Origin of the sequence: Nocardiopsis sp. NPDC006198 (genome assembly GCF_040613895.1) — a bacterium.
In the GTDB taxonomy this organism is placed as follows: domain Bacteria; phylum Actinomycetota; class Actinomycetes; order Streptosporangiales; family Streptosporangiaceae; genus Nocardiopsis; species Nocardiopsis tropica.
In genome coordinates this window covers 15,896-37,221 of the sequence record NZ_JBEXSY010000067.1, presented here as the reverse complement: position 1 = coordinate 37,221, position 21,326 = coordinate 15,896, and the positions used below count along the sequence as shown (strand labels likewise).

Here is a 21,326-nt window from a genome sequence, read left to right as displayed (position 1 = left end):
GGGTGGGGGGGGCGGGGGGGGGGGGGCCCCTGCCCCCCCCCCCCCCCGGGTGTGTTGCGTAGGCGTGGGTATCAGACCCAGCTCGCGCCGTCGATCGCCATGGTGAGTGCTCCTTCGTGTCGAGTGCTGCCGAGGCGGAATCGGCCGGGCCCCCGGGAGGTCGGCGGTCCGTGCCGGAGCGGCTGTCGCCGCGCCCCACAGAAGAATGCCCCAGAACCGGTGCACGACCAACCCCCCTGGGTCTCCGCACACCCCGGAACTGGGGGCCTCGCGACTCTCGATACAATAAGCGATTAAGTTATTACCCAAAGTGATGTAAAGTGTTGGGGTGTCGAGTGGGCCCGTCCGGCGAGCGGACTTCGGGCGTTCGGCTACCCGGCCGTCGTCACCGAGTGGCATGGTAGGGGAACGCGGGGCGAATCCATCCCGTCGAACGGAGAACCGCAGGAGGCGGCGGACCCATCAGAGTCGGGTGTGGGGGATGAATGGCAGAGCGTGACACAGAAGGGAGGCGGGAGCCGTGAGCATCTCGGAGAAACCGGCGGCGCCGGTCGGCCGTGCCCCCGGGGGCCGGTCCTCGTGGCCGGTCCTCCAGGAGCCCCAGGGCCTGATCGTCTACATGTGCCTGCTCCTGGTCGCCGCGCTGTTCCTGTTCGGGGTGGCGTTCGCCCTGACCGTGTTCTCACTGAAGGACCTGGTCACCTTCACCGCGCTGGTCGCCGGCGCGGCGATCTCGGTCGAGGGGAGCCGCCGGCTGGGCACGCCCACGCCCGCCGGGTTCAACCGCGACCTGCTGGGGGCCTGGTGGTTCCCGGTCGTGCTCCTCCTCCCGCCGGTGTACTCCCTGCTCATCCCCATCCCCGTCTACCTGATGGTCCAGCAGCGCACGAGGCGCACCCTGGTGCACCGCCGGGTGTTCAACGCGACCTCGGTGGGGCTCTCGGGGTTCCTGGTGTCGGTGGTCTGGCACGGCGTGTGGGGGGACGACCTCGTCGGCGGTCTGGGCGGCGTCGTCGAGTCCGGCGAGCCCCTCACCACGGGGCCCGGCGTGCTCGTGGCGGTACTGTGCTGCGCGGGGTTCACCGTCCTCAACACCCTCCTCGTCGCCCTGGCCGCGAGGATCAGCAGCGGCCCGGGCAACAGCCTGCGCCCCATGTGGGACCGCGAGGCGCTCATCGTGGACGCCGTCGAATTATGTGTCGGCGTCACGGTCGCCATCCTCGCCCAGCTGTCCCTCTTCCTCCTGGTCATCGCGGTCCCGCCGGTCCTCCTCCTCCAGCGCAGCCTCCTCTACCAGCAGTTGCAGATGGCCGCGCGGACCGACCCCAAGACGGGGCTCCTCAACGCGCCCACCTGGGAGCAGGAGGCGTCGATCGAGATCGCCAGGGCCCGCTCCTCCCGGGGGCGCGCCGCCGTGCTCATCGTCGACATCGACCACTTCAAGCGGGTCAACGACAGCCACGGCCACCTGTTCGGGGACCAGGTCCTCCTGGGGGTGGCCACCACCATCGCCCAGCAGCTGCGCCAGTCCGACCTGCTCGGGAGGTTCGGCGGCGAGGAGTTCGTGGTGCTGCTGCCCGGGTCCGACACCACCGAGGCCTGGCGCGCGGCCGAACGCCTGCGCACGCAGGTCGGGGGCATGGAGATCGCGGTCGACGGCGTCCCGGTGCGCATCACCATCTCGATCGGGGTGGCGGTCATCGGCGACCACGGCAACGACCTGGTCGAACTGCTCACCGCGGCCGATCTCGCGCTCTACCGGGCCAAGGAGACCGGCCGCAACCGCGTGTGCCTGCCGGCGGGGCGCCCCGGCGCCGGCGGCACGATCCCCGGCCCGCGCGAGGCGGAGCTGACCGACCGCGGCGGGCCCGCGGAACCCACCGATCCCAGAGAGGTCTCCTGAACCGCGGCCCCACGGAGAACGCGCGGTCGTCCACAGGCTCCGGAAGCCCCTTGTCCGGAACCGGATGATCACGCACCGTGAAGATATGCACCCCGACCAGCCGCACCACCCGCGCGACCCCCAGGACCCCCAGGACCCCGCCCGTTCGCCCGACCGGACGGAGCGGCCGGACAGGCCGGGGCACCCCGACTCCCCGGCCGCACCCGGCTCCCTCCGCGGGGGGCCGGGCCCGACGGACCCGGCCCCCCGGCCGCGACCGCCCGGCGGATCCCCCGCACCGGGCGCCTCCCCCGGCGCCCTCACGCTGACCAACCCGACCGACATCATCGCCACCCTCCCGTACCTGGTGGGGGAGCCGCCCGACCCCGGGATCGTGGTCCTCGCCATCAGGGACCGCGGCGTGCACTCCGTGTACTGCGGCGACCTGGACAGGATGGACGGCGCCCCCGACCCGGCGGGGCGGGCCGCGGCCCCCGCCGCCGCGGCGGCCTCCGAGGGCTGCACGGCCCTGGCCGTCGTGGCGTACGGGCCGCCCGGGCGGGTGACCCCCTACGTCGACGCCCTCCTCGCCGCCGCCCGGACACACGGCCTCGCCGTCGTCGACGCCATCCGGGTCACCGGCGGCCGGTACTGGTCCTACACCTGCGGATCGGCCGGGTGCTGCCCGGCCGAGGGCACGGTCGTCAACGTCGACGGGTCCACTGTCCCGGCGAGCGCGGTCCTGCACGGGATCGTCCCCGCGCCGCCGTTCCACGCGACCATGGCCGACATCGCCCGGATACGCGCGCTCCTCGCCCCCGTCCGCGGGGAGGAGCGGGCCGCGATGGAGGCCGCCGCGGACCGTGCGCGGACCCGCGCCGCGCGGGCGGAGGGCGGCGGTCCCTCCGACCACGGCCTCACCGAGGTCCTGGCCGCGGTCCGGGCCGAGCACGCGGGGCGGGCGGTCACCGACCCGGACGGACTGGCCCGGCTGGGCGTGCACCTGACCGGGACCGGCGTGCGGGACGAGGTGTGGGCGAGGATCACCGCCGAGGCGGCCCCCGTCCACCAGGCGCTGTGGAGCCGGGCCACCCGCTGCCTGCCCTCGGAGCTCAGGGCCGCCCCCGCCTCCCTGCTCGCCGTCGCCGCGTGGCAGCGCGGTGACGAGGCGCTCGCGGCGGCGGCGCTGGACGTCGCCCTCACCACCGATCCCGGCTACTCCATGGCGGTGCTCATGAGCCGGGCCCTGGCCTGGGGGCTGCCGGTGGAGCGCTGGCGGGAGTTCACGCCCCGCTGGTTGAGCCGGGGGAGGGACCCGGCACAGGACTGACCGCAGGGGCCGGCGGCGACCGGAGGGGGTGACCCGGGGCCCAGCGCCACGGCCGCCGCGCGGGTCCGGTGGGGACGGGCCCGGGCCGGCGCCGGACTCCGTCCCCGCCGGGCCCCCGGGTGCGCTCCGATGGCGGGGGCATGGGCTGCGACGCCCTAGGCTTGGAGGCATGCCGGAGTACATTTTCACCATGAACAACGTGCGCAAAGCGCACGGCGACAAGGTCGTCCTTGACAACGTTTCGGGGTCGTTCCTGCCCGGAGCCAAGATCGGCGTCGTGGGCCCCAACGGTTCGGGTAAGTCGACGCTTCTGAAGATCATGGCCGGCATCGAACAGCCGTCCAACGGCGAGGCGCGTCTCATGCCCGGGTTCAGCGTCGGGCTGCTCGCGCAGGAGCCCCGGCTCGACGCGGACAAGACGGTCCTGGAGAACGTCGAGGACGGTGTCGCCGAGACCAAGGCGATGCTGACCCGCTTCAACGAGATCGCCGAGCAGATGGCGACGGACTACTCCGACGAACTGCTCGAGGAGATGGGCAAGCTCCAGGAACAGCTCGACCACCGCAACGCCTGGGACCTGGACAGCCAGCTGGAGCAGGCGATGGACGCCCTGCGCTGCCCGCCCGGGGACGCCTCCGTCACCCAGCTCTCGGGTGGTGAGAAGCGCCGGGTCGCCCTGTGCAAGCTCCTCCTCGAACAGCCCGACCTCCTCCTGCTCGACGAGCCCACCAACCACCTCGACGCCGAGAGCGTGAACTGGTTGGAGCAGCACCTGGCCAAGTACCCCGGCACCATCATCGCGATCACACACGACAGGTACTTCCTCGACCACGTCGCCACGTGGATCCTGGAGCTGGACCGCGGCCAGTTCTACCCCTACGAGGGCAACTACTCCACCTACCTGGAGACCAAGCAGGCCCGCCTGAAGGTCGAGGGGCAGAAGGACGCCAAGAAGGCCAAGCGCCTCAAGGACGAGCTGGAGTGGGTCCGCTCCAACGCCAAGGCCCGCCAGACCAAGAGCAAGTCCCGTCTGGCCCGCTACGAGGAGATGGCGGCGGAGGCCGACAAGACCCGCAAGCTGGACTTCGAGGAGATCCAGATCCCGCCGGGTCCGCGCCTGGGCAACACCGTGGTCGAGGTCAAGAACCTCACCAAGGGCTTCGACGACCGCGTCCTCATCGAGAACCTCAGCTTCTCCCTGCCGCCCAACGGCATCGTCGGCGTCATCGGCCCCAACGGTGTCGGCAAGACGACCCTGTTCAAGATGATCGTCGGCGAGGAGACCCCCGACCAGGGCAAGATCACCGTCGGCGACACGGTGGAGATCTCCTACGTCGACCAGTACCGGGGCCGCATCGACGACAGCAAGAACGTGTGGGAGACCATCTCCGACGGCGAAACGTTCATCACGGTCGGCAAGGTCGAGATCCCGAGCCGCGCCTACGTCGCCGCCTTCGGCTTCAAGGGCTCCGACCAGCAGAAGCAGTCCGGGGTGCTCTCGGGCGGCGAGCGCAACCGGGTCAACCTGGCGCTCACCCTCAAGCAGGGCGGCAACCTGCTGCTCCTGGACGAGCCCACGAACGACCTGGACGTGGAGACCCTCGGCTCCCTGGAGAACGCGCTGCTGGACTTCCCCGGCTGCGCCGTGATCACGTCCCACGACCGCTGGTTCCTCGACCGCGTCGCCACGCACATCCTCGCGTGGGAGGGCGACGCCAACTGGTTCTGGTTCGAGGGCAACTTCGAGTCCTACGAGAAGAACAAGATCGAGCGCCTGGGCCCGGACGCCGCGCGTCCGCACGCGGTGACCCACCGCAAGCTCACCCGCGACTAGCCCCGCGGGACCTGGCACGCGCCCGCGGGGGCACCGGACGACCGGTGCCCCCGCGGGCGTTCCCGCAGCGGCGCACGCGCGGATATTCCCCGGCGCCGGGACCCATGGGGGGTCCGTGCAACGTCGCGTACCCTGGACCCGATGACTTCCGCGCGTGATGACCAGCAGAGCGTGGGCGATCAGCCCGTGCGAATGACGTTCTACGAGGCCGTGGGCGGTGAGGAGACCTTCACCCGCCTGGTTCGCCGCTTCTACGAGGGCGTGGCCGACGACCCTGTGCTCCGCCCCATGTATCCGGAGGAGGACCTCGGCCCGGCCGAGGAGCGCCTGCGCCTGTTCCTCATCCAGTACTGGGGCGGCCCGCGCACCTACAACGAGCAGCGCGGCCACCCCCGCCTGCGGATGCGGCACGTTCCGTTCCGCATCGGCGCCGCCGAGCGCGACCTGTGGCTCAAGCACATGCGCGCCGCCGTGGACTCCCTCGACCTGCACGAGGCGCTGGAGCGCCAGCTGTGGGAGTACATGGTCATGGCCGCGCACAGCATGGTCAACGTCCAGGAGGACGCCGTCCCCCCGGAGGTCCCCCGTCCGACACGCGTGTCGGTGGCCTCGGATGACGAGGGCGACGACGGCGATGCCGTTACCATCTCCCTGAAGTAGGGGGAGCCCCGGACGCACCGGCCGGGAGCCCGTCGGACGGAGCCCCGGACGCACGGGCCCGGCGCCGGCGCGTCCGGCCCGTGCGCGGGCCGTGAGGACTCCCCGCTCGACGGAGCCGGACCGGAGAAGAGGGTGCTGCCTTGAGGCCAGGGACCGCGTGGGTCAGCCGGACCGAACTGCGTACCGACCGCCTGATCCTCCGGCGCTGGCAGGAGCGCGACCTCGAACCCTGGGCGGCCGTGAACGCCGACCCCGAGGTCCGGGAGCACCTGGGCGAGCCGCTGACCCGCGATCAGAGCGATGCCTCCGTCGCCCGCTTCCGGGACGGGTTCGACCTGCGGGGCTACGGCTGGTGGGCGGTCGAGGAGCGGGACACGGGCGACTTCGTCGGGTCCGCGGGCCTGGACCGGGTGGAGGACGGCCTGCCCTTCGGCGGGACGGAGATCGGCTGGAGGCTCGCCCGGCCGGCCTGGGGACGCGGCTATGCCACCGAGGCCGCGCTGGCGGTACTGGCCTACGGCTTCGACACCCTCGCCCTCCCCGAGATCCTCGCCGTGGCCACGGTCACGAACATCCGCTCACAGGCGGTGATGCGCAGGATCGGCATGACCCGGGACCCGGAGGGCGACTTCGACGACCCGCGGGCGCCCGAGGGGCCCCTGCGGCCGAACGTGCTGTACCGCATCGCGGACGGCGCCGCGGACCGGGACTAGGCGTAGGCGGCGAGGAAGGCGCGCTCGGTGGCGTCGAGCCGGCGGGCGCTCTGCGTGGCCACGTCGAAGCCCACCAGCACGGTCTTCGCGCGCAGGTACACGCGGTCGTCGTCCAGGATCTCGTAGGCGAGGGTGAAACTGGCGTTGCGCACCTCGGTCACCCACAGCTCCACGCGCACCGGGTCGGTCCGGGGGAGCAGGGGGGCCACGTAGTCCGCCTCCTGGCGGGCCACGACCATGGCACCGAACACCTCGTCGCCCTCGACCGCGCCGCCGTAGCGCAGGAACGAGACCCGGGCGTCCTCCAGGTAGGTGAGCATCCGGACGTTGTTCACGTGGTGCTGCGGGTCGAGGTCGGCGTAGCGGACCTGTGCGAGGTGCACGTGCCGCGCGGGGGCCGACCCGGTGCCGACGGCTCCGGTGTCGATCTGTGTCACGTCTGGGTCCTCTCGTGCTGCTCTCCCCGGGGGGCGTACGACTCCTCCGATTGTCTCAACGCCCCCCGGGGCGGGACCCCTCCCCGGGTGTCCGATTCCTGTGTCGTTGCTCTCCCGGACCCGCGGGAGGAGGACGTCAGTCCGCGGAGAGGCCCAGGTGGTGGGCGAGGAAGGCCAGCTGCTCGGAGTTCAGTGACACACTGCGGCTCACCGACCGCGAGCTGTGGCCGACCTCGGCCTCCCTGCGCAGCAGGACGGGCCGTTCCTCCGCAAGGGCGGACGTGGCGTCCTGCAGCGCCGCGCACAGTTTGCGGGCGTGCAGGGGGTCCACGCGCGTGTCGTTGTCGAACACGGTGAACAGGGTGGCCGGGTAGCGGGTGCCCTCGCGGACGTTGTGGTAGGGCGAGTAGCCCAGGAGCCATCCGAGCTGCTCGGGGTCGTCCGCGGTGCCGTACTCGACGTTCCACAGCTGGCCGAGCCCGAACCGCTCGTAGCGGACCATGTCCAGGAGGGGCGCGGAGCAGACCGCGGCCGCGAACAGGTCCGGCCGCTGGGTGACCATGGCGCCGACCAGCAGCCCGCCGTTGCTGCCGCCCATCACGGCCAGCCGGTCCGGGGCGGTGACCCCGGTGGCGATCAGGTGCTCGGCCGCGGCCGCGCAGTCGTCGAAGACGTTCTGCTTGCGGGCCAGCATCCCCGAGCGGTGCCACTCCTCGCCCTCCTCCAGGCCGCCGCGCAGGTTGGCGACGGCGTACACGCCGCCCGCGCGGGCCCAGGCCAGGGCCACCGCGGAGTAGGCGGGGGTGAGGGAGATCCGGAAGCCCCCGTACCCGTAGAGGATGGTGGGCCGCGGGCCCTCGGCGGGAGCCGAGGGCGACACGACGAGCATGCGCACGGGCGTGCCGTCGCCGGACGTGTAGGTGACCTGTTCGACGTTCACGTCCGGCAGGTCGATGTCCCCCGGGGCGTCGGCCCACACGGACACCCGCCCGGCGAGCGCGTCGTAGCGGTACACCGAGGACGGGTGGGTGTTGTCGGTGTAGCCGAACCAGGCCTCGTGGCCCCCCTCGGGGCGTTCCGAGAGGCCGCCGACCGTGCCCAGCCCGGGCATGTCCACGACGCCGAGGAGCTCCCCGGTGAGCAGGTCGCGCTGGGTGACCTCGCTGATCGCGTGGCGGCTGTGGGAGACCAGGAGTTCGGGGCGTTCGAGGGCGGGGCCGTCCAGGACGGCGTAGTCCTCCAGCACCGCCTCGGGCTCCTCGGGGACCAGGGTGGTCCAGTTCTCGTAGCGGGGGTCGGCCGGATCGGTCACGCACACGCGCCCGCGCGGGGCGTCCCGGTCCGTCCGCAGGTACAGGCGCCCGTCCCGGCCCACGTGTCCCTCCAGGTCGGCGTCGACGCCCTCCTGTACGGGCACCAGGCGGGGCCGCTCCAGGTCCCCGTCGGACAGGTCGGCGATCCACATGTCGGTGGCCGAGGAGGTTCCCCGGACCGCCTGGAGGATCAGCCAGCGGCCGTCCCGGCTCACGGAGGGGCTGAAGTACTCCGTCTTGTCCCTGCCGGAGCCGAAGACGAGGACGTCCTCCTCGGCCGGGCGCCCCAGCCGGTGCAGGTAGACGCGCCGGTGGTAGGCCTCCTCGCCGTCGGGGACCTCCTCCGGGGGCAGCCGCCGCACGTAGTAGAAGGCGGAGGAGTCCGGCAGCCACGCGATCGGGCTGTAGCGGGCCCGGTCCACGGGGCCGTCCACCAGGTCGCCGCTGTCGACGTCCACGACCCGCAGGACGGACTCCTCGTCCCCGCCCTCGGAGAGCTGGTAGGCGAGCAGGCGCCCGTCGGGGCCGGGCTTCCACGCGTCCAGGGTGGTCAGGCCCCCGGGGTCGAGCGCGCCGGGGTCGACCAGGACGCGCTCGGGGCCGTCGCCGTCGCGGACGTAGAGCACCGCGTGCTCCTGCTCGGCGGTCCGGCGGACGAAGAAGCTGCGGTCGCCGCGCCATACGGGGGCCCCGACGGCTCCCGCGCCGAGGAGGGACCGGATCCGGTCGGCGAACCGCTCGCGAGCGGTGTAGCGCTCGGAGGCCTCGGTGTACAGGGCGTCCTGGGCCGCCGCCCACGCCTTCGTGGCGGTGGATCCGCAGTCCTCCAACCACCGGTAGGGGTCGCCGACCTCGTGGCCGTGCAGGTTCTCTGTGACGTCGAGCCGTTCGGCCGGGGGGTAGCGGAGTTCACGCATACTTCGCACTCTATCCACCGCTATCAACCACTGGGTGTTCGGCGCGGCGTCAGGATGAAACGTGGTTTGTCGGGCGCACAATAGGACCACGAAAAGCGTCAACACGCGGTTTCTGTGCGGCCCGGCGTAAATTGGGGTGGCGCCGGGGCGGTCCGAACACGCAAACTGAATGCGGGACGCAACTCGGCGGGACCACCGGGAGGTCCGTGTGGCAAGGCGTACGGAAACACCGATCCTCGGATCGGTGCACAGGGAGGTCTCCTGGCTGGCCGAACGGCTGGCCGGGGAAGAGACACGGTCGTTCACCGCGACCGGGGCGACGCGATGAGCGCCCCAAGCAGCCGGGAGGGTGGCACAGGGACCGCCCGCCGCCACGTGCTGCTGCTCAACGCCAGCTTCGAACCACTGACGACACTGCCCCTGCGCAGGGCGATTCTCCTCGTCCTGCGGGAGAAGGCCGAAGTCGTCCACCAGGACGACACGGGGACGGTGCTGCACTCGGCGACGCGCGCCTACGACGTGCCGTCGGTCATCCGGCTCAGGCGCTACATCAGCGTTCCGTACAGTCGCAGGGTGCCCCTCACCCGGGTGGCGCTGATGAGGCGGGACCGGCACGTGTGCGGCTACTGCGGGAAGAAGGCCGAGACCATCGACCACGTCATCCCGCGCAGCCGCGGCGGCGCGCACGTGTGGGAGAACGTGGTCGCGGCCTGCAAGCCGTGCAACCACCGCAAGGCGGACAAGTTCCTGGACGAGCTCGGCTGGGAGCTGCACATCACCCCCAAGGTGCCCAAGGGACCCCACTGGCGGCTGATCAACGGTGACCTGCACGGCGACCCCCAGTGGGAGCCGTACATGGCCCACCTCGCGGCGTAGGCGCCCGGCCGGACGCACGGGCCGGCCAACGGGCTCCAGCGGTCCGGCGGGGCCGGAACCGGGCGTCCCACCCGGCCCCCGCCGTCCTTCCGCCCTCCGGCGCGGCCCCCACGGGCGGCCGGGGGGCGGCCGTGCGTCCCCGGGGCGCCTCCGGGCGCGCCCCCACCGGTCCCGCGCGGTGGGGGCCCGGACCGCGGCGGTCCCCGAAGGCGCCCGCCCGGCAAAGGGGCGGGCGGTGACGTGAGGGCGCGGCGGCCGTATTCTGGCGGCATGCCGAGATACGACTTCCGCTGCCGCGAGTGCGGTGACACCTTCGAGCTCTCCCGTCCGATGGCAGAGGCGGGCGACCCGGCCCCCTGCCCCGTGGGGCACGGCGACACCGTGCGGCTGCTGTCCACCGTGGCGGTGGGCGGGCGCGCCTCCGCCCCCGCGCCGTCCGGGGGCGGGGGCTGCTGCGGGGGCGGTTGCTGCTCCTGAGCCCGCACGCGCCGGCCCTGCGCCCGCGGGGCCGGCGGCGACCGGTCCGCCCGCCGCGACGACGCGGACAGGGCCGCGCGAGAAGGGGCGGCCCCGACGGGACCGCCCCTGCGCACTGCTCCCGGACCGGGTCCGGCCCCTACCCCTCGATCTGGGACACGTCGCGCGCCGCGCCGGTCGAGGCCGAGGTGGCCATCGCCGCGTAGGCGCGCAGCGCGGCCGTCACCGGCCGCTGACGGTCACGCGGCCGGAACCGGCCCAGCTCCTTGAGCAGGCGCTCGCGCCGGGTGGCGAGCTCCTCGTCGGAGACCTCCAGGGTGATGCCCCGGTTGGGGATGTCGATCGTCACGGTGTCGCCGTCCTCGACCAGGGCGATGTCCCCGCCCGCGGCCGCCTCGGGGGAGGCGTGGCCGATGGACAGGCCCGACGTGCCGCCGGAGAAGCGGCCGTCCGTGATCAGGGCGCAGGCCTTGCCCAGGCCGCGCCCCTTGAGGAAGCTCGTCGGGTACAGCATCTCCTGCATGCCGGGGCCGCCCTTGGGGCCCTCGTAGCGGATGACCACCACGTCACCGGGCACGATCCGCTTGTTGAGGATGCCGTCGACGGCATCCTCCTGGGACTCGAACACCTTGGCGGGGCCGGAGAAGGTCCACAGCTCCTCCTCCACGCCCGCCGTCTTGACGATGGCGCCGTCCGGGGCGAGGTTGCCGGACAGCACGGCCAGGCCGCCGTCCTTGGTGTAGGCGTGCTCGACGGAGCGGATGCAGCCGTTCTCCCGGTCGGTGTCCAGGGTGTCCCACCGGGTGTCCTGGGAGTACGCCTTGGTGGTGCGCCGGCCCCCGGGGGCGGCGTGGAACAGCTCCACCGCCTCCGGCAGGACGGTGTCGGAGGTGATGTCCCACTCGGCGATGAACTCGCCGACGGTCTTGCCGTGCACCGTGGGCAGGGAGGTGTCGAGCAGTCCGCCGCGGGCGAGTTCGCCCAGGATGGAGGGGATGCCGCCCGCCCGGTGGACGTCCTCGATGTGGTACTTCTCGGTGTTGGGCGCGACCTTGCACAGGCACGGGACCCGCCGTGAGACGGCGTCGATCTCGTCCAGGCCGAATCCGACGCGGGCCTCGGTGGCCGCGGCCAGCAGGTGCAGGATCGTGTTGGTGGAGCCGCCCATGGCCACGTCCAGGGCCATCGCGTTGCCGAAGGCCGCGGGGGTGGCGATGGACAGGGGCAGGACGGACTCGTCGTCGTCCTCGTAGTAGCGCTTGGCGGCCTCCACGACCAGGCGTCCGGCGTCCTCGTACAGGGCGCGGCGCGCGGTGTGGGTGGCGAGCACGGTGCCGTTGCCGGGCAGGGCCAGGCCCATCGCCTCGGTGAGGCAGTTCATCGAGTTGGCGGTGAACATGCCGGAGCAGGAGCCGCAGGTGGGGCAGGCGGCCTCCTCCAGCTCGTCCAGCTCCGCCTGGGAGACGCTCTCGTCGGCGGCGGCGATCATGGGGTTGATCAGGTCGAGCTTGCGGACGGTCGTGGCGGTGCCGTTGACGACCGTGACCTTGCCGGCCTCCATGGGACCGCCGGAGACGAACACCGTCGGGATGTTGAGGCGCAGCGCGGCCAGCAGCATGCCGGGGGTGATCTTGTCGCAGTTGGACACGCACACCAGGGCGTCGGCGCAGTGGGCGTTGACCATGTACTCGAGGGAGTCGGCGATCAGCTCGCGGCTGGGCAGCGAGTACAGCATGCCGCCGTGGCCCATGGCGATGCCGTCGTCCACGGCGATGGAGTTGAACTCGCGGGGCACGCCGCCCGCCTCGCGGATCGCCTTGGCGACCACGTCCGCGACCTCGCGCAGGTGGACGTGGCCGGGCACGAACTCGGTGAAGCTGTTGGCCACGGCCACGATGGGCTTGCCGAAGTCCTCGCGCTCCACGCCGGTCGCGCGCATGAGTGCACGCGCGCCTGCCATGTTCCTGCCGTGAGTGACCGTGCGTGAGCGTAGGACTGGCATGGGGTGGGCTCCCATCGTTACGGGTGTTTCCCCTTGATGGTAGTCCCTCGTGAGAGCGGCTTCGGTCTCGGAGTGGAAGACTCGTATTCCGGATCGTGAGACGAGCCTGGTCCCGCGGGCGGGAGGGAGGCCGGAGCGGTCGGGCCCGGAGCAGGGGGAGCGGCTCCGCGGGCGCGGGTCCGGGCACACGGGAGGCCCGGGCGCCACGGCGTCGTGGTCGATCCCGGGCCCGCACGGCGTCAGGGGGTGCCGGGGCGCCGAGGGGAGGCGCCCCCGCTCAGTACCGGGGGGGCAGGGCCTTCTCCGCGGCCCTGTAGATCTCCTCGATCTCGGTCTCCGTCAGTCGGTCCCGGCCGCTGCGCAGCCACTTGCGGACCTTCGTTCCGGTGATGATGTCCACGCCCCGCAGCCGGTGGCTGTCCCAGGGCATGCCGGGGCCGTAGATGGCCAGCGAGGCGCGCACCTTGATCTCGCGCCCGAGCTCGGTGCTGATCAGCTCCTCCGCCCGTTTGGCCTCCTCCAGCGCCTCGTCGATGCGCTCGTTCTTGCTGAACCTGCCGTGGTAGAGCTTCTCCAGCTTGTTGCGCAGCGGGAGGCGCTTGTCCCACGACTCGGAGTCGATCGCGAAGGCTCCGCGCCGGCCCACGATGAAGTGGTCGATCTGGCCGTTGCCGCCCGGTACGGCGCGGGCGTGGAGCACCCGGTAGCCGAGCTGCTTCATGACCTTGAGCTGGACCTCGGTGCGCCGCTGCGCGGCCGAGGGCTTGCGCCAATGGGGAATCTCCGACTCGCGCCGGGAGTAGTACACCATCGTGCCGACCAGGGTCAGGAGCCCGAGCGTGGCGCCGAGGCGCCAGTCGGAGGTGAGGAGCCCGAAGACCACGGTGACCGCGGTCGCGGAGCCCCCGCGGACGATCCACTTGCGCGCGGACTGGTTCTCCTTGAGGGCGCCGTACACGGCTCTGGTGCCGGAGGCTTCCTTGTTCTTGCGCTGATTGGGGAAGAAGAGGGCTTCGGGCCCCTCCTTCGCCGCTTCCCGGGGGGCTTGGCCCTGGTCGTTCGCTCTGGTTGCCGATTCCACGTCGGACAGGTTAGTTGGATCCATATCCGAGTCCTAGTGCATTACTTCTCACACTTTTGTTCCCTTACGGTTCGGTGTCGACAGGTGTCGAATACACCGGACCAGGGAATGGTCAGGGGTTCGTCGATCTCTCTGGAGAACTGTCGTCCTCCTTCGTGGTGCCCGGTGTCGTGCCCACTAATCTGGGTCGGCATGACCCAGATCCACGACCTTCCGGCGCACCGGCTCGCGGCGATGGTCCGCAGTCGCGAACTGTCCCCTCCTGAGATAACTGAGCACTATCTGCACCGGATCGAACGGTACGAACCGCACTATGGCGCGTACATTACGGTCGCGTCAGAAATGGCGCTAGAACAAGCCCGGTACGCGGAGAAGCGTCAGATGGGCGACACGCCGGACACCCTCCCGCCGCTCCTCGGCGTCCCCCTCCCCGTCAAGGACCTGGACCCCGTCGCCGGGGTCCGCTTCACGCAGGGCTCCGCCGTCCACCGCGACACCGTGGCGCCCGCCGACTCGGACCTGGTCGCGAGGCTCCGCGCGGCCGGCACCGTCATGGTGGGGAAGACCAACACCCCCGAGTTCGGCTCCAGCTGCTACACGGAGAACGACGTCGCGCCGCCCGCCCGCAACCCGTGGAACACCGACCTCTCGCCCGGAGGCTCCAGCGGCGGCGCAGCCGCGGCCGTCGCCGCGGGTCTGGCCCCGGCCGCGCAGGGCAGCGACGGCGGCGGCTCGATCCGCATCCCGGCCTCGGCCTGCGGGCTCTTCGGGCTCAAGCCCACCAGGGGCCGGATCTCGGGGGCGCCGTTCAAACCCGACCTCCTGGGCCTGTCCACCGCGGGCCCCCTCACCCGCGGCGTCCGGGACGCCGCGCTCCTCCTGGACGCCATGGCGTTCTCCCGGCCGGGGGACCTCTACCCCGCTCCGCCGGCGGACGGGCCGTTCGCCGACCACGTGGACCGCGATCCGGGCCGCCTGCGCATCGGCGCCTACTCTTCCACGGGGTCCTCGGGCATCCCCGTCCACCCGGAGGTCCTGGCCGCCCACGGGGAGGCGGTCCGCCTGCTGGAGGACCTCGGCCACGACATCGAGGAGGTTCCCGAGCCCGGCGACGCCCACTTCGGGGGCGCCTTCGCCGACGACTTCCAGGTGGTGTGGGCCGCCATGGCCTCGGCGTCCCCGGTACCCCCCGAACGGGAGGGGGAACTCGGCCCCCTCAACCGCTGGCTGCGCGAGCGGGCCCGGTCCACGCCGGTCCCCGTCTACATCGCGGCCTGCGCCCGGCTCCAGCGCGGGGTCCGCTCCCTGGCCGCGGCGACCGCTCCCTACGACGCGGTGCTCACGCCCACCCTGGCACTGCCCCCGGTCCCGCTGGGCCACTTCTCCGCGGACGGGCCGGAGGAGGAGTTCGGGAGGATGACCGCCTTCACCCCGTTCACGTCGGTGTACAACGTCTCGGGCCAGCCCTCGGTGAGCGTCCCCCTGCACCGGACGGCGGACGGCCTGCCGATCGGTTCCATGCTCACCGGCCGGATGGGCGGCGAGGGCGTTCTGCTGGCGCTGTCGGCCCAGCTCGAGCGGGCCAGGCCCTGGGCCCACCGGGTCCCGCCGGGCTGGAACGGCTGAGCGCGCGACGCGGTGTCAGCGGCGCCCGTCGTGCGGGGCGGCCGCGGCCCCGGCGCCCGGGGCCGCCCCGTGGACCGGGGGCGCGTCCAGGACGGGGGCGACCTCGGCCGCCGACGGGCCGTCGTCCGACCCGGGGGCGGGCCGGGGCAGGAACAGGCTGAGCACCGCGGCGACCATGACCAGGCCCGCCGCGCCGATCACGCCGCCGACGATGCCGTTGCCGTCGATCAGCGCACCGCTGAGCGGGCCGGCGATGGCGCCGCCGGTCCCCATCGCCGTGGCCGTCCAGCCGAAGGCCTCCGCCCTGCGGTGGGACGGCGCCATGTCCCCGACGCGCCCCATCACCGCCGCCAGGGTCGGCGCGAGGGCCAGCCCGGACACGAAGAGCAGCGGCGTGATGAACAGCGGGCTGGGCAGGTGCGTGACCGGCGGCACGAAGGGGATCAGGATCGCCAGTCCGAAGGCCGCCGCGAAGCTGCGCAGCGCCAGGCGGGGACGCCCGCGCAGGGCCCCCGCGACCACGCCGCCCACGAGCGACCCCGCCGCCCAGACCGAGGCCATCACCATCACGTACTGGGGGGCGTCGAGCTCGTTGGCCCAGGCCACGATGACCAGGTCCATGCCGATGACGCCGGAGACCATGAGCAGGCACATCGCGAAGACCGCGCACAGGGCGGGGTGGAACAGCAGGCTCCTGCGGGAGCGCGTGTCCTCCGCCGCCCCGCCCCCGTCCGCCTCGGCGGGGGCGGGGCCGGTCACCCCGGCCCTGCGCAGCGACCACGCGAAGCCCACGGAGCCGAGGAAGCCCAGCGCGGCGAGGAGGAACAGCGCCCAGCGCGGACCGGCCGCCGCCACCACGCCGGCGATGAGCACGGGGGAGAAGATGAAGAGCAGCTCCTGGGTGGTCGCCTCGGCCGCGTAGACGGCCTGCCTCTCGGGCCCGCGCGTCAGGCGCGGCCACAGGGCCCGCACGATCTGGTTGGCGGGCGTGCCGAACAACCCCGTCACCAGGGCCAGCGGGAGCGACAGCCACCACAGCGACCCCGGGAGCAGGGCCAGCGCCACGAGTCCCACGCTGAACACCAGGCCGCACACCAGCACCAGCCGGTCGGTCCCTCCCCGGTCAGCCATGCGCCCGCGCAGCGGCCCCACGAGGGCCATGCCGAGCGTGAAGGCGCCCGCCACCAGCCCCGCGAGGGTGTAGGAGCCCGTCCAGCCCTCGACCAGGAACGTGACCGCGATCATCAGGCCCGGGGTGTAGAAGCGGGCGGCCAGGGACCAGGAGAGGAGGGACAGGACGTGGGGCACGGCGAAGAGCCGCCGGTAGTTAGCGAGCACACCACGATTATGCAGACGTATCGCCCTTTGGGCCATTCGATAAGCGCCCTGCTCAGGGCCGGTGCCGTCACGTTGCGCGGAGTCTTGTTGCGCCGTGTCCGCCGACCCGGGCCGCGGACACGTTCTGGCCCCACGCCGGGACCGCCTCCGGTGTACGAAGCGCCGGGTAGGGCATGATCGGGTTCTGTGAGGGACGTTCAGCTGGCCCGCGTGGCCGAGCAGTACGGGGTCGCGACGAGCTACGAGGACTGGCGGGGACGGCGGGTCCCGGTCGGCCCCGACACCATCCGCCATGTACTGCGGGCCCTGGGGGTGGACCCGGAGGCGCCCGACGCCGCCGCGCCTCGCGGGCTGCTGCCCCCGGCGGTCGTCGTCCGCGAGGGGAAGGCGCCCGACCTGGTGCTCCCGGGCAGCGCGCGCGGCGTCGTCGAGACCGCCGACGGCTCCCTGCTGCCCTTCGACCCCGGCCTGCCGCTCGGCTCCCACGTGCTCCGCGTCACGGACGGCGGCGTCGAGCACGACGCGCCCCTGCTCGTCGTCCCCGACCGGCTCGACCCCGGCGCGCTGAGGGACCACCCCCGGCTGTGGGGGGTCATGGCACAGATCTACAGCGTCAGGTCCCGCGCCTCCTGGGGGACCGGGGACCTGCGCGACCTGGCCGAGCTCGCCGACTGGAGCGCCCGCGACCTGGGCGCCGACTTCACCCTGGTCAACCCGGTGCACGCCACCGAGCCGCTGCCGCCGGTCGAGCCCTCGCCCTACCTGCCGGTCAGCCGCCGCTACGCCAGCCCCCTCTACATCCGGGTGGAGGACGTCCCCGAGTACGCCCGGCTCGACCCCGCCCGGAGGGAGGGGGTCCAGCGCCTGGCCCGCCCCCTGCGCGAGCGGGGCCGGACCGCTGACCTGCTCGACCGCGACGAGGTCTGGAAGGCCAAGCGCACCGCACTGGAGGTGCTCTTCGAGGTCCCCCGCGCCCCCGGACGGGAGGCGGCCCTGCGCGCCTACCTCGAACGCGAGGGGCGCCCCCTCGTCGAGTTCGCGACCTGGTCGGCGCTGGCGGAGGAGTACGGGAGCGACTACCGGGCCTGGCCCGGGGACCTGCGCGACGCGGGCTCCCGCGCCGTGGGCGCGGAGGCCCTGCGCCGCTGGCCCGCCGTGGAGTTCCACCGCTGGCTCCAGTGGGTCCTCGACGAGCAGCTCGCCCAGGCCCAGGCCACGGCCAGGGCCGGCGGGATGGGCGTCGGCATCGTGCACGACCTCGCCATCGGCGTGCAGGCGGGCGGAGCGGACGCGTGGATGTACGGCGACGCCCTGGTCCCCGGGCTGCGCGTCGGTGCGCCGCCGGACGAGTTCAACCGGCTGGGCCAGGACCGGGGCGGGCCGCCCTGGAACCCGGTGCGGCTCGCCGAACGCGGCTACGGGCCGTTCCGGCAGATCCTCGACCAGGCCCTGCGCCACGCGGGCGGGGTCCGGATGGACCACGTCATGGGCATGTTCCGGCTGTGGTGCGTGCCCGAGGGCGCCTCCGCCGACCAGGGCACCTACCTCAGGTTCGACCACGAGGGCATGGTGGGAACGCTCGTCCTGGCCGCGCACCTGGCGGACGCCGTCGTCGTCGGGGAGGACCTGGGCACCGTCGAACCGTGGGCGCGGGACCACCTCGCCGACCGCGGCGTGCTGGGCACGTCCGTCCTGTGGTCCGAGCAGGACGGCGACGGGGAGCCGCGCCGGCCCGGGGACTGGCGCGCCGACTGCCTCGCCACGGTGGCCACGCACGACCTGCCCCCGGTGGCGTCGTTCCTCTCCGCCGAGCACGTGGAGCTACGCGACCGGCTCGGCCTCCTCGGACGGCCGGTGGAGGAGGAGCGGGCCGGGGCGGAGGCCCGGGTCGAGCGCTGGCGGCGGCTGCTGGTGGACCTGGGCCTGCTCGACGAGGACGTGGACCCCGTGGCCGACCCGGCCGCGGTGGTGGCGGCCATGCACGCCTACCTGGTGGCGACCCCGGCCCGCATGATCGGGGTGGCGCTGACCGACGTGGTGGGGGAGCGGCGGATGCAGAACCAGCCCGGCACCACCACCGAGTACCCGAACTGGCGCATCCCGCTCACCAGTGCCGAGGGGGAGCCGGTGCTCGTGGACGAGCTGCTCGCCGACCCCCGCATGGTGGCGCGCATACGCCGCACCCTCGGACCGGTCGGGGGAGGGCACGGCCGCGCGCTGTAGGCGGACCGGACGCGGGAGGCGGCCCCGGGGAAACCCCCGGGGCCGCCGTTGTGTCCGCTTCTAGGCGCGGGCCCGGCCCGCGGCGATGTCGACGGCGCGGGCGCGCAGCGCGCGCTCCACGCCCGCGCGGCCCTCGATCAGCAGCCGGCGGAGCGCCGGGGCGGGGGAGGCCTCCGCGATGTAGGCGTCCGTGCGCTCCAGGGTCGCCTCCTCCACCAGCCCGCTCGGGTACATCACCTCGGCGAAGGTCTGGGCGAACTCGCCCGTCCACTTCTCCCACGCCGGGGCCAGCTGCGCGAAGTACTTCTCCGTGTAGGGCCGGTACAGCTCGGCCTGGCCGGGCTCGGTGAAGCCCATCAGGACCGCGCGGAACTCGGCGTTGGCCAGCTCCTCGCCCACGATCCGCTCCCACGCGGCGGCCTTGGCCGCGGCCGTGGGGATCGCGGCGCGGGCCCCGGCGGCGTGCCGCTGGCCCGCCGCGGTCGGGTCGGACTCCAGCTCGGCGGCGATCTCCGCCTCGCCGGCCTCCCCGGCGGCGACCAGGCGGCGCAGCAGCGTCCACCGCAGGTCCGTGTCCACGGTCAGCCCGTCCACGGTGATCGCGCCGTCCAGCAGGCCCCGGACCAGGGACAGGTGGGCGTCGCTCGCGGCCGTGCCCGCCAGAGCGTTGGCGTAGGCGAGCTGGAGGTCCCCTCCGGGCTCGGCCGAGGTCAGCAGCTCGCGCAGCCTGTCGGAGAGCTGCTCGAAGCCGAACGGGCGCCACGCGGGGTCGGCGTACATGTGCAGGGCGGAGGACGCCTGGCGCAGCAGGGTCTGGGCCACCATCACGTCGTCGACGCCGCTGATCCCGGAGATCACCAGGGCCACGTAGTCGCGGGCGGCCATCTCGCCGTCACGGGTCATGTCCCAGGCGGCGCCGAAGGCCAGGGCCCGCGGCAGCGACTCGCGGATCTCGCCGGCGCCCTCCACCACCGTGCGCAGGGAGCGCTCGTCGAGGCGCAGCTTGGTGAAGGTGAGGTCGTCGTCGTTGATCAGCACCAGGTCCGGCTGGGCCGTGCCGATCAGCTCGGGGACCTCGGTGCGCGCGCCGCTGACGTCCAGCTCCACGCGTTCGCGCCGCACGATGCCCTCGGGGGTGCGGTCGTACAGCCCGATCGCGAGGCGGTGCGAGCGCAGCGTCGGGTGCCCGGGGTCGGCCTCCTGGAGCACGGCGAACGACGTGAAGGCCCCGTCGGCGTCCACCTCGAACTCCGGGCGCATCGTGTTGACGCCCGTGGTCTCCAGCCACTCGCGCGACCAGCCGGACAGGTCCCGCCCGGAGGCGGCCTCCAGGTGCTTGAGGAGGTCCTTCAGCTCGGTGTTGCCGAACGCGTTCTCCTTGAAGTAGGCGCGCACTCCGGCGAAGAACGCGTCCACGCCCACGTACGCGGCGAGCTGCTTGAGCACCGAGGCGCCCTTGGCGTACGTGATGCCGTCGAAGTTGACCTCGACCGCCTGGATGTCGACCATGTCGGCGGCGATCGGGTGAGTGGAGGGAAGCTGGTCCTGGCGCAGCGCCCAGGACTTCTCCACGTTCGCGAACGTCGTCCAGGCGTCGGTCCACTTGGTGGCGTTGGCCTGGCAGTACACGCTGGCGTAGGTCGCGAACGACTCGTTCAGCCACAGGTCGTCCCACCAGCGCATGGTGACCAGGTCGCCGAACCACATGTGCGCCATCTCGTGCAGGATCGTCTCCGCGCGGCGCTCGTAGCGCGCGTCGGTGACCCGGGACCGGAAGACGTAGTCCTCCAGGAAGGTGACCGCGCCCGCGTTCTCCATGGCGCCCGCGTTGAACTCCGGGACGAACAGCTGGTCGTACTTGCCGAACGGGTACCGCAGGTCGAACAGGCCGTGGAAGAAGTCGAACCCCTGCTTGGTGACCTCGAACAGGGCCTCGGAGTCCAGGTGCTCGGCGAGCGAGGCGCGGCAGTACAGCCCCAGCGGGATGCCGTCGTGCTCGTCGCGCACCACGTGGTACGGGCCCGCGATGAGCGCGGTGATGTAGGTGGACACCACCGGCGTGGCGGGGAAGTGCCAGCGCACCCGCTCCCCGCCGGCCGCCTCGCGCACCACGTCGGGGGCGCTGTTCGACACGACCTCCCACGACGGGGGCGCGAACACCGTCAGCTCGAAGGTGGCCTTCAGGTCGGGCTGGTCGAAGCACGTGAACATGCGGTGCGCGTCCGCCGTCTCGAACTGGGTGTACAGGTACACCGAGTCGTCCACGGGGTCGACGAAGCGGTGCAGGCCCTCGCCCGTGCGCATGTACGCCGCGTCGGCGACGACGGTCAGCTCGTTCTCGGCCGCCACCTCGGGAAGCACGAGGCGCTCGCCGTCGAACAGTTCGGCCGGGTCGAGCTCGGCGCCGTTCAGCGTCGCCGTGAGCACCTTCGGGGCGGCCAGCTCGACGAACGTCCGAGCACCCGGCTCCGAGCTGGAGAAGCGGACCACGGTGGTGGACCGGAAGGTCTCGTCACCGGTGGTCAGGTCGAGCTCCACGGCGTAGGAGTCGACGCTGAGAATCCGCGCCCGCTCCTGAGCCTCGTCCCGTGTCAGGTTCCCTGCCACGCCACGCTCC

General features: G+C 72.9%; 15 protein-coding genes. 9 read left to right on the top strand and 6 right to left on the bottom strand.

All coding sequences use genetic code 11. From position 1 onward, the window contains the following. Window positions 1-520: 520 nt before the first annotated feature. The 5 genes from ABZ234_RS28950 to ABZ234_RS28930 all read left to right on the top strand — a co-directional run bounded on the left by ABZ234_RS28950 (window position 521) and on the right by ABZ234_RS28930 (window position 6,419). A complete protein-coding gene (locus tag ABZ234_RS28950) occupies window positions 521-1,903 on the top strand; it encodes a GGDEF domain-containing protein (protein ID WP_267948564.1) in 1,383 nt (460 codons plus the stop codon). Window positions 1,904-1,988: 85 nt separating this feature from the next. Continuing rightward, the gene (locus ABZ234_RS28945) at window positions 1,989-3,212 is read left to right on the top strand and encodes a DUF4192 family protein (RefSeq protein WP_355014124.1); all 1,224 of its coding nucleotides are present in this window, start codon (window positions 1,989-1,991) and stop codon (window positions 3,210-3,212) included. 169 nt (window positions 3,213-3,381) lie between these two features. Further along, window positions 3,382-5,046 (top strand): energy-dependent translational throttle protein EttA, encoded by a 1,665-nt coding sequence (gene ettA / locus ABZ234_RS28940; RefSeq protein ID WP_267948566.1) that lies wholly within the window; start codon window positions 3,382-3,384, stop codon window positions 5,044-5,046. A gap of 141 nt (window positions 5,047-5,187) precedes the next feature. Further along, window positions 5,188-5,706 carry a globin gene (locus tag ABZ234_RS28935; protein ID WP_355014123.1) on the top strand — a complete coding sequence of 173 codons (519 nt, stop codon included), beginning with the start codon at window positions 5,188-5,190 and terminating at the stop codon, window positions 5,704-5,706. Between the two features lie 140 nt (window positions 5,707-5,846). Continuing rightward, complete coding sequence (locus ABZ234_RS28930; RefSeq protein ID WP_267948568.1) at window positions 5,847-6,419, top strand: GNAT family N-acetyltransferase; 573 nt, start codon at window positions 5,847-5,849, stop codon at window positions 6,417-6,419. Here ABZ234_RS28930 and ABZ234_RS28925 read toward each other — a convergent pair. Together ABZ234_RS28925 and ABZ234_RS28920 are read right to left on the bottom strand one after the other, a co-directional pair. Next, window positions 6,416-6,856 carry a thioesterase family protein gene (locus ABZ234_RS28925; protein ID WP_355014122.1) on the bottom strand — a complete coding sequence of 147 codons (441 nt, stop codon included), beginning with the start codon at window positions 6,854-6,856 and terminating at the stop codon, window positions 6,416-6,418. The two genes, ABZ234_RS28930 and ABZ234_RS28925, sit on opposite strands and share 4 nt — an antisense overlap. Window positions 6,857-6,992: 136 nt before the next feature. Beyond that, window positions 6,993-9,086, bottom strand: coding sequence for a prolyl oligopeptidase family serine peptidase (locus ABZ234_RS28920; protein WP_355014121.1), 2,094 nt, complete (start codon window positions 9,084-9,086; stop codon window positions 6,993-6,995). 375 nt (window positions 9,087-9,461) lie between these two features. On the opposite strand from ABZ234_RS28920, the gene ABZ234_RS28915 reads away from it, so the two are divergent. Both ABZ234_RS28915 and ABZ234_RS28910 read left to right on the top strand, forming a co-directional pair. Beyond that, window positions 9,462-9,962 carry an HNH endonuclease gene (locus ABZ234_RS28915; protein ID WP_330092784.1) on the top strand — a complete coding sequence of 167 codons (501 nt, stop codon included), beginning with the start codon at window positions 9,462-9,464 and terminating at the stop codon, window positions 9,960-9,962. A 270-nt stretch (window positions 9,963-10,232) separates the two neighbouring features. Then, complete coding sequence (locus ABZ234_RS28910) at window positions 10,233-10,439, top strand: zinc ribbon domain-containing protein (protein ID WP_267948571.1); 207 nt, start codon at window positions 10,233-10,235, stop codon at window positions 10,437-10,439. A gap of 139 nt (window positions 10,440-10,578) precedes the next feature. Here the strand turns inward: ABZ234_RS28910 and ilvD are convergent, their stop codons facing one another. Next, window positions 10,579-12,441: a dihydroxy-acid dehydratase gene (gene ilvD / locus ABZ234_RS28905; protein WP_355014120.1), complete on the bottom strand. Its 1,863-nt coding sequence runs from the start codon at window positions 12,439-12,441 to the stop codon at window positions 10,579-10,581. Between the two features lie 277 nt (window positions 12,442-12,718). Further along, window positions 12,719-13,522: a nuclease-related domain-containing protein gene (locus tag ABZ234_RS28900; RefSeq protein WP_355014119.1), complete on the bottom strand. Its 804-nt coding sequence runs from the start codon at window positions 13,520-13,522 to the stop codon at window positions 12,719-12,721. 192 nt (window positions 13,523-13,714) lie between these two features. On the opposite strand from ABZ234_RS28900, the gene ABZ234_RS28895 reads away from it, so the two are divergent. Continuing rightward, window positions 13,715-15,148: an amidase gene (locus ABZ234_RS28895; RefSeq protein WP_355014118.1), complete on the top strand. Its 1,434-nt coding sequence runs from the start codon at window positions 13,715-13,717 to the stop codon at window positions 15,146-15,148. A 15-nt stretch (window positions 15,149-15,163) separates the two neighbouring features. Here ABZ234_RS28895 and ABZ234_RS28890 read toward each other — a convergent pair whose 3' ends face one another. After that, window positions 15,164-16,486: an MFS transporter gene (locus ABZ234_RS28890; RefSeq protein WP_355014117.1), complete on the bottom strand. Its 1,323-nt coding sequence runs from the start codon at window positions 16,484-16,486 to the stop codon at window positions 15,164-15,166. Between the two features lie 186 nt (window positions 16,487-16,672). Here ABZ234_RS28890 and malQ point away from each other — a divergent pair, with 186 nt between their 5' ends. Next, entirely contained in the window at window positions 16,673-18,709 is a 2,037-nt protein-coding gene (malQ, locus tag ABZ234_RS28885; protein WP_355014116.1) for a 4-alpha-glucanotransferase, read from the top strand. 60 nt (window positions 18,710-18,769) lie between these two features. Here malQ and pepN read toward each other — a convergent pair whose 3' ends face one another. Next, on the bottom strand, window positions 18,770-21,316 hold the full coding sequence (gene pepN, locus ABZ234_RS28880; protein ID WP_355014115.1) for an aminopeptidase N: 2,547 nt from the start codon (window positions 21,314-21,316) through the stop codon (window positions 18,770-18,772). Between the last annotated feature and the right edge of the window lie 10 nt (window positions 21,317-21,326).

Excerpts from the sequence above, each read along its gene's own strand:
- ABZ234_RS28895 (WP_355014118.1), top strand. The coding sequence starts at position 13,715 with ATGACCCAGATCCACGACCTTCCGGCGCACCGGCTCGCGGCGATGGTC.
- ABZ234_RS28945 (WP_355014124.1), top strand. The coding sequence starts at position 1,989 with ATGCACCCCGACCAGCCGCACCACCCGCGCGACCCCCAGGACCCCCAG.
- ilvD (WP_355014120.1), bottom strand. The coding sequence starts at position 12,441 with ATGCCAGTCCTACGCTCACGCACGGTCACTCACGGCAGGAACATGGCA.
- ABZ234_RS28920 (WP_355014121.1), bottom strand. The coding sequence starts at position 9,086 with ATGCGTGAACTCCGCTACCCCCCGGCCGAACGGCTCGACGTCACAGAG.
- ABZ234_RS28910 (WP_267948571.1), top strand. The coding sequence starts at position 10,233 with ATGCCGAGATACGACTTCCGCTGCCGCGAGTGCGGTGACACCTTCGAG.
- ettA (WP_267948566.1), top strand. The coding sequence starts at position 3,382 with ATGCCGGAGTACATTTTCACCATGAACAACGTGCGCAAAGCGCACGGC.
- ABZ234_RS28935 (WP_355014123.1), top strand. The coding sequence starts at position 5,188 with ATGACTTCCGCGCGTGATGACCAGCAGAGCGTGGGCGATCAGCCCGTG.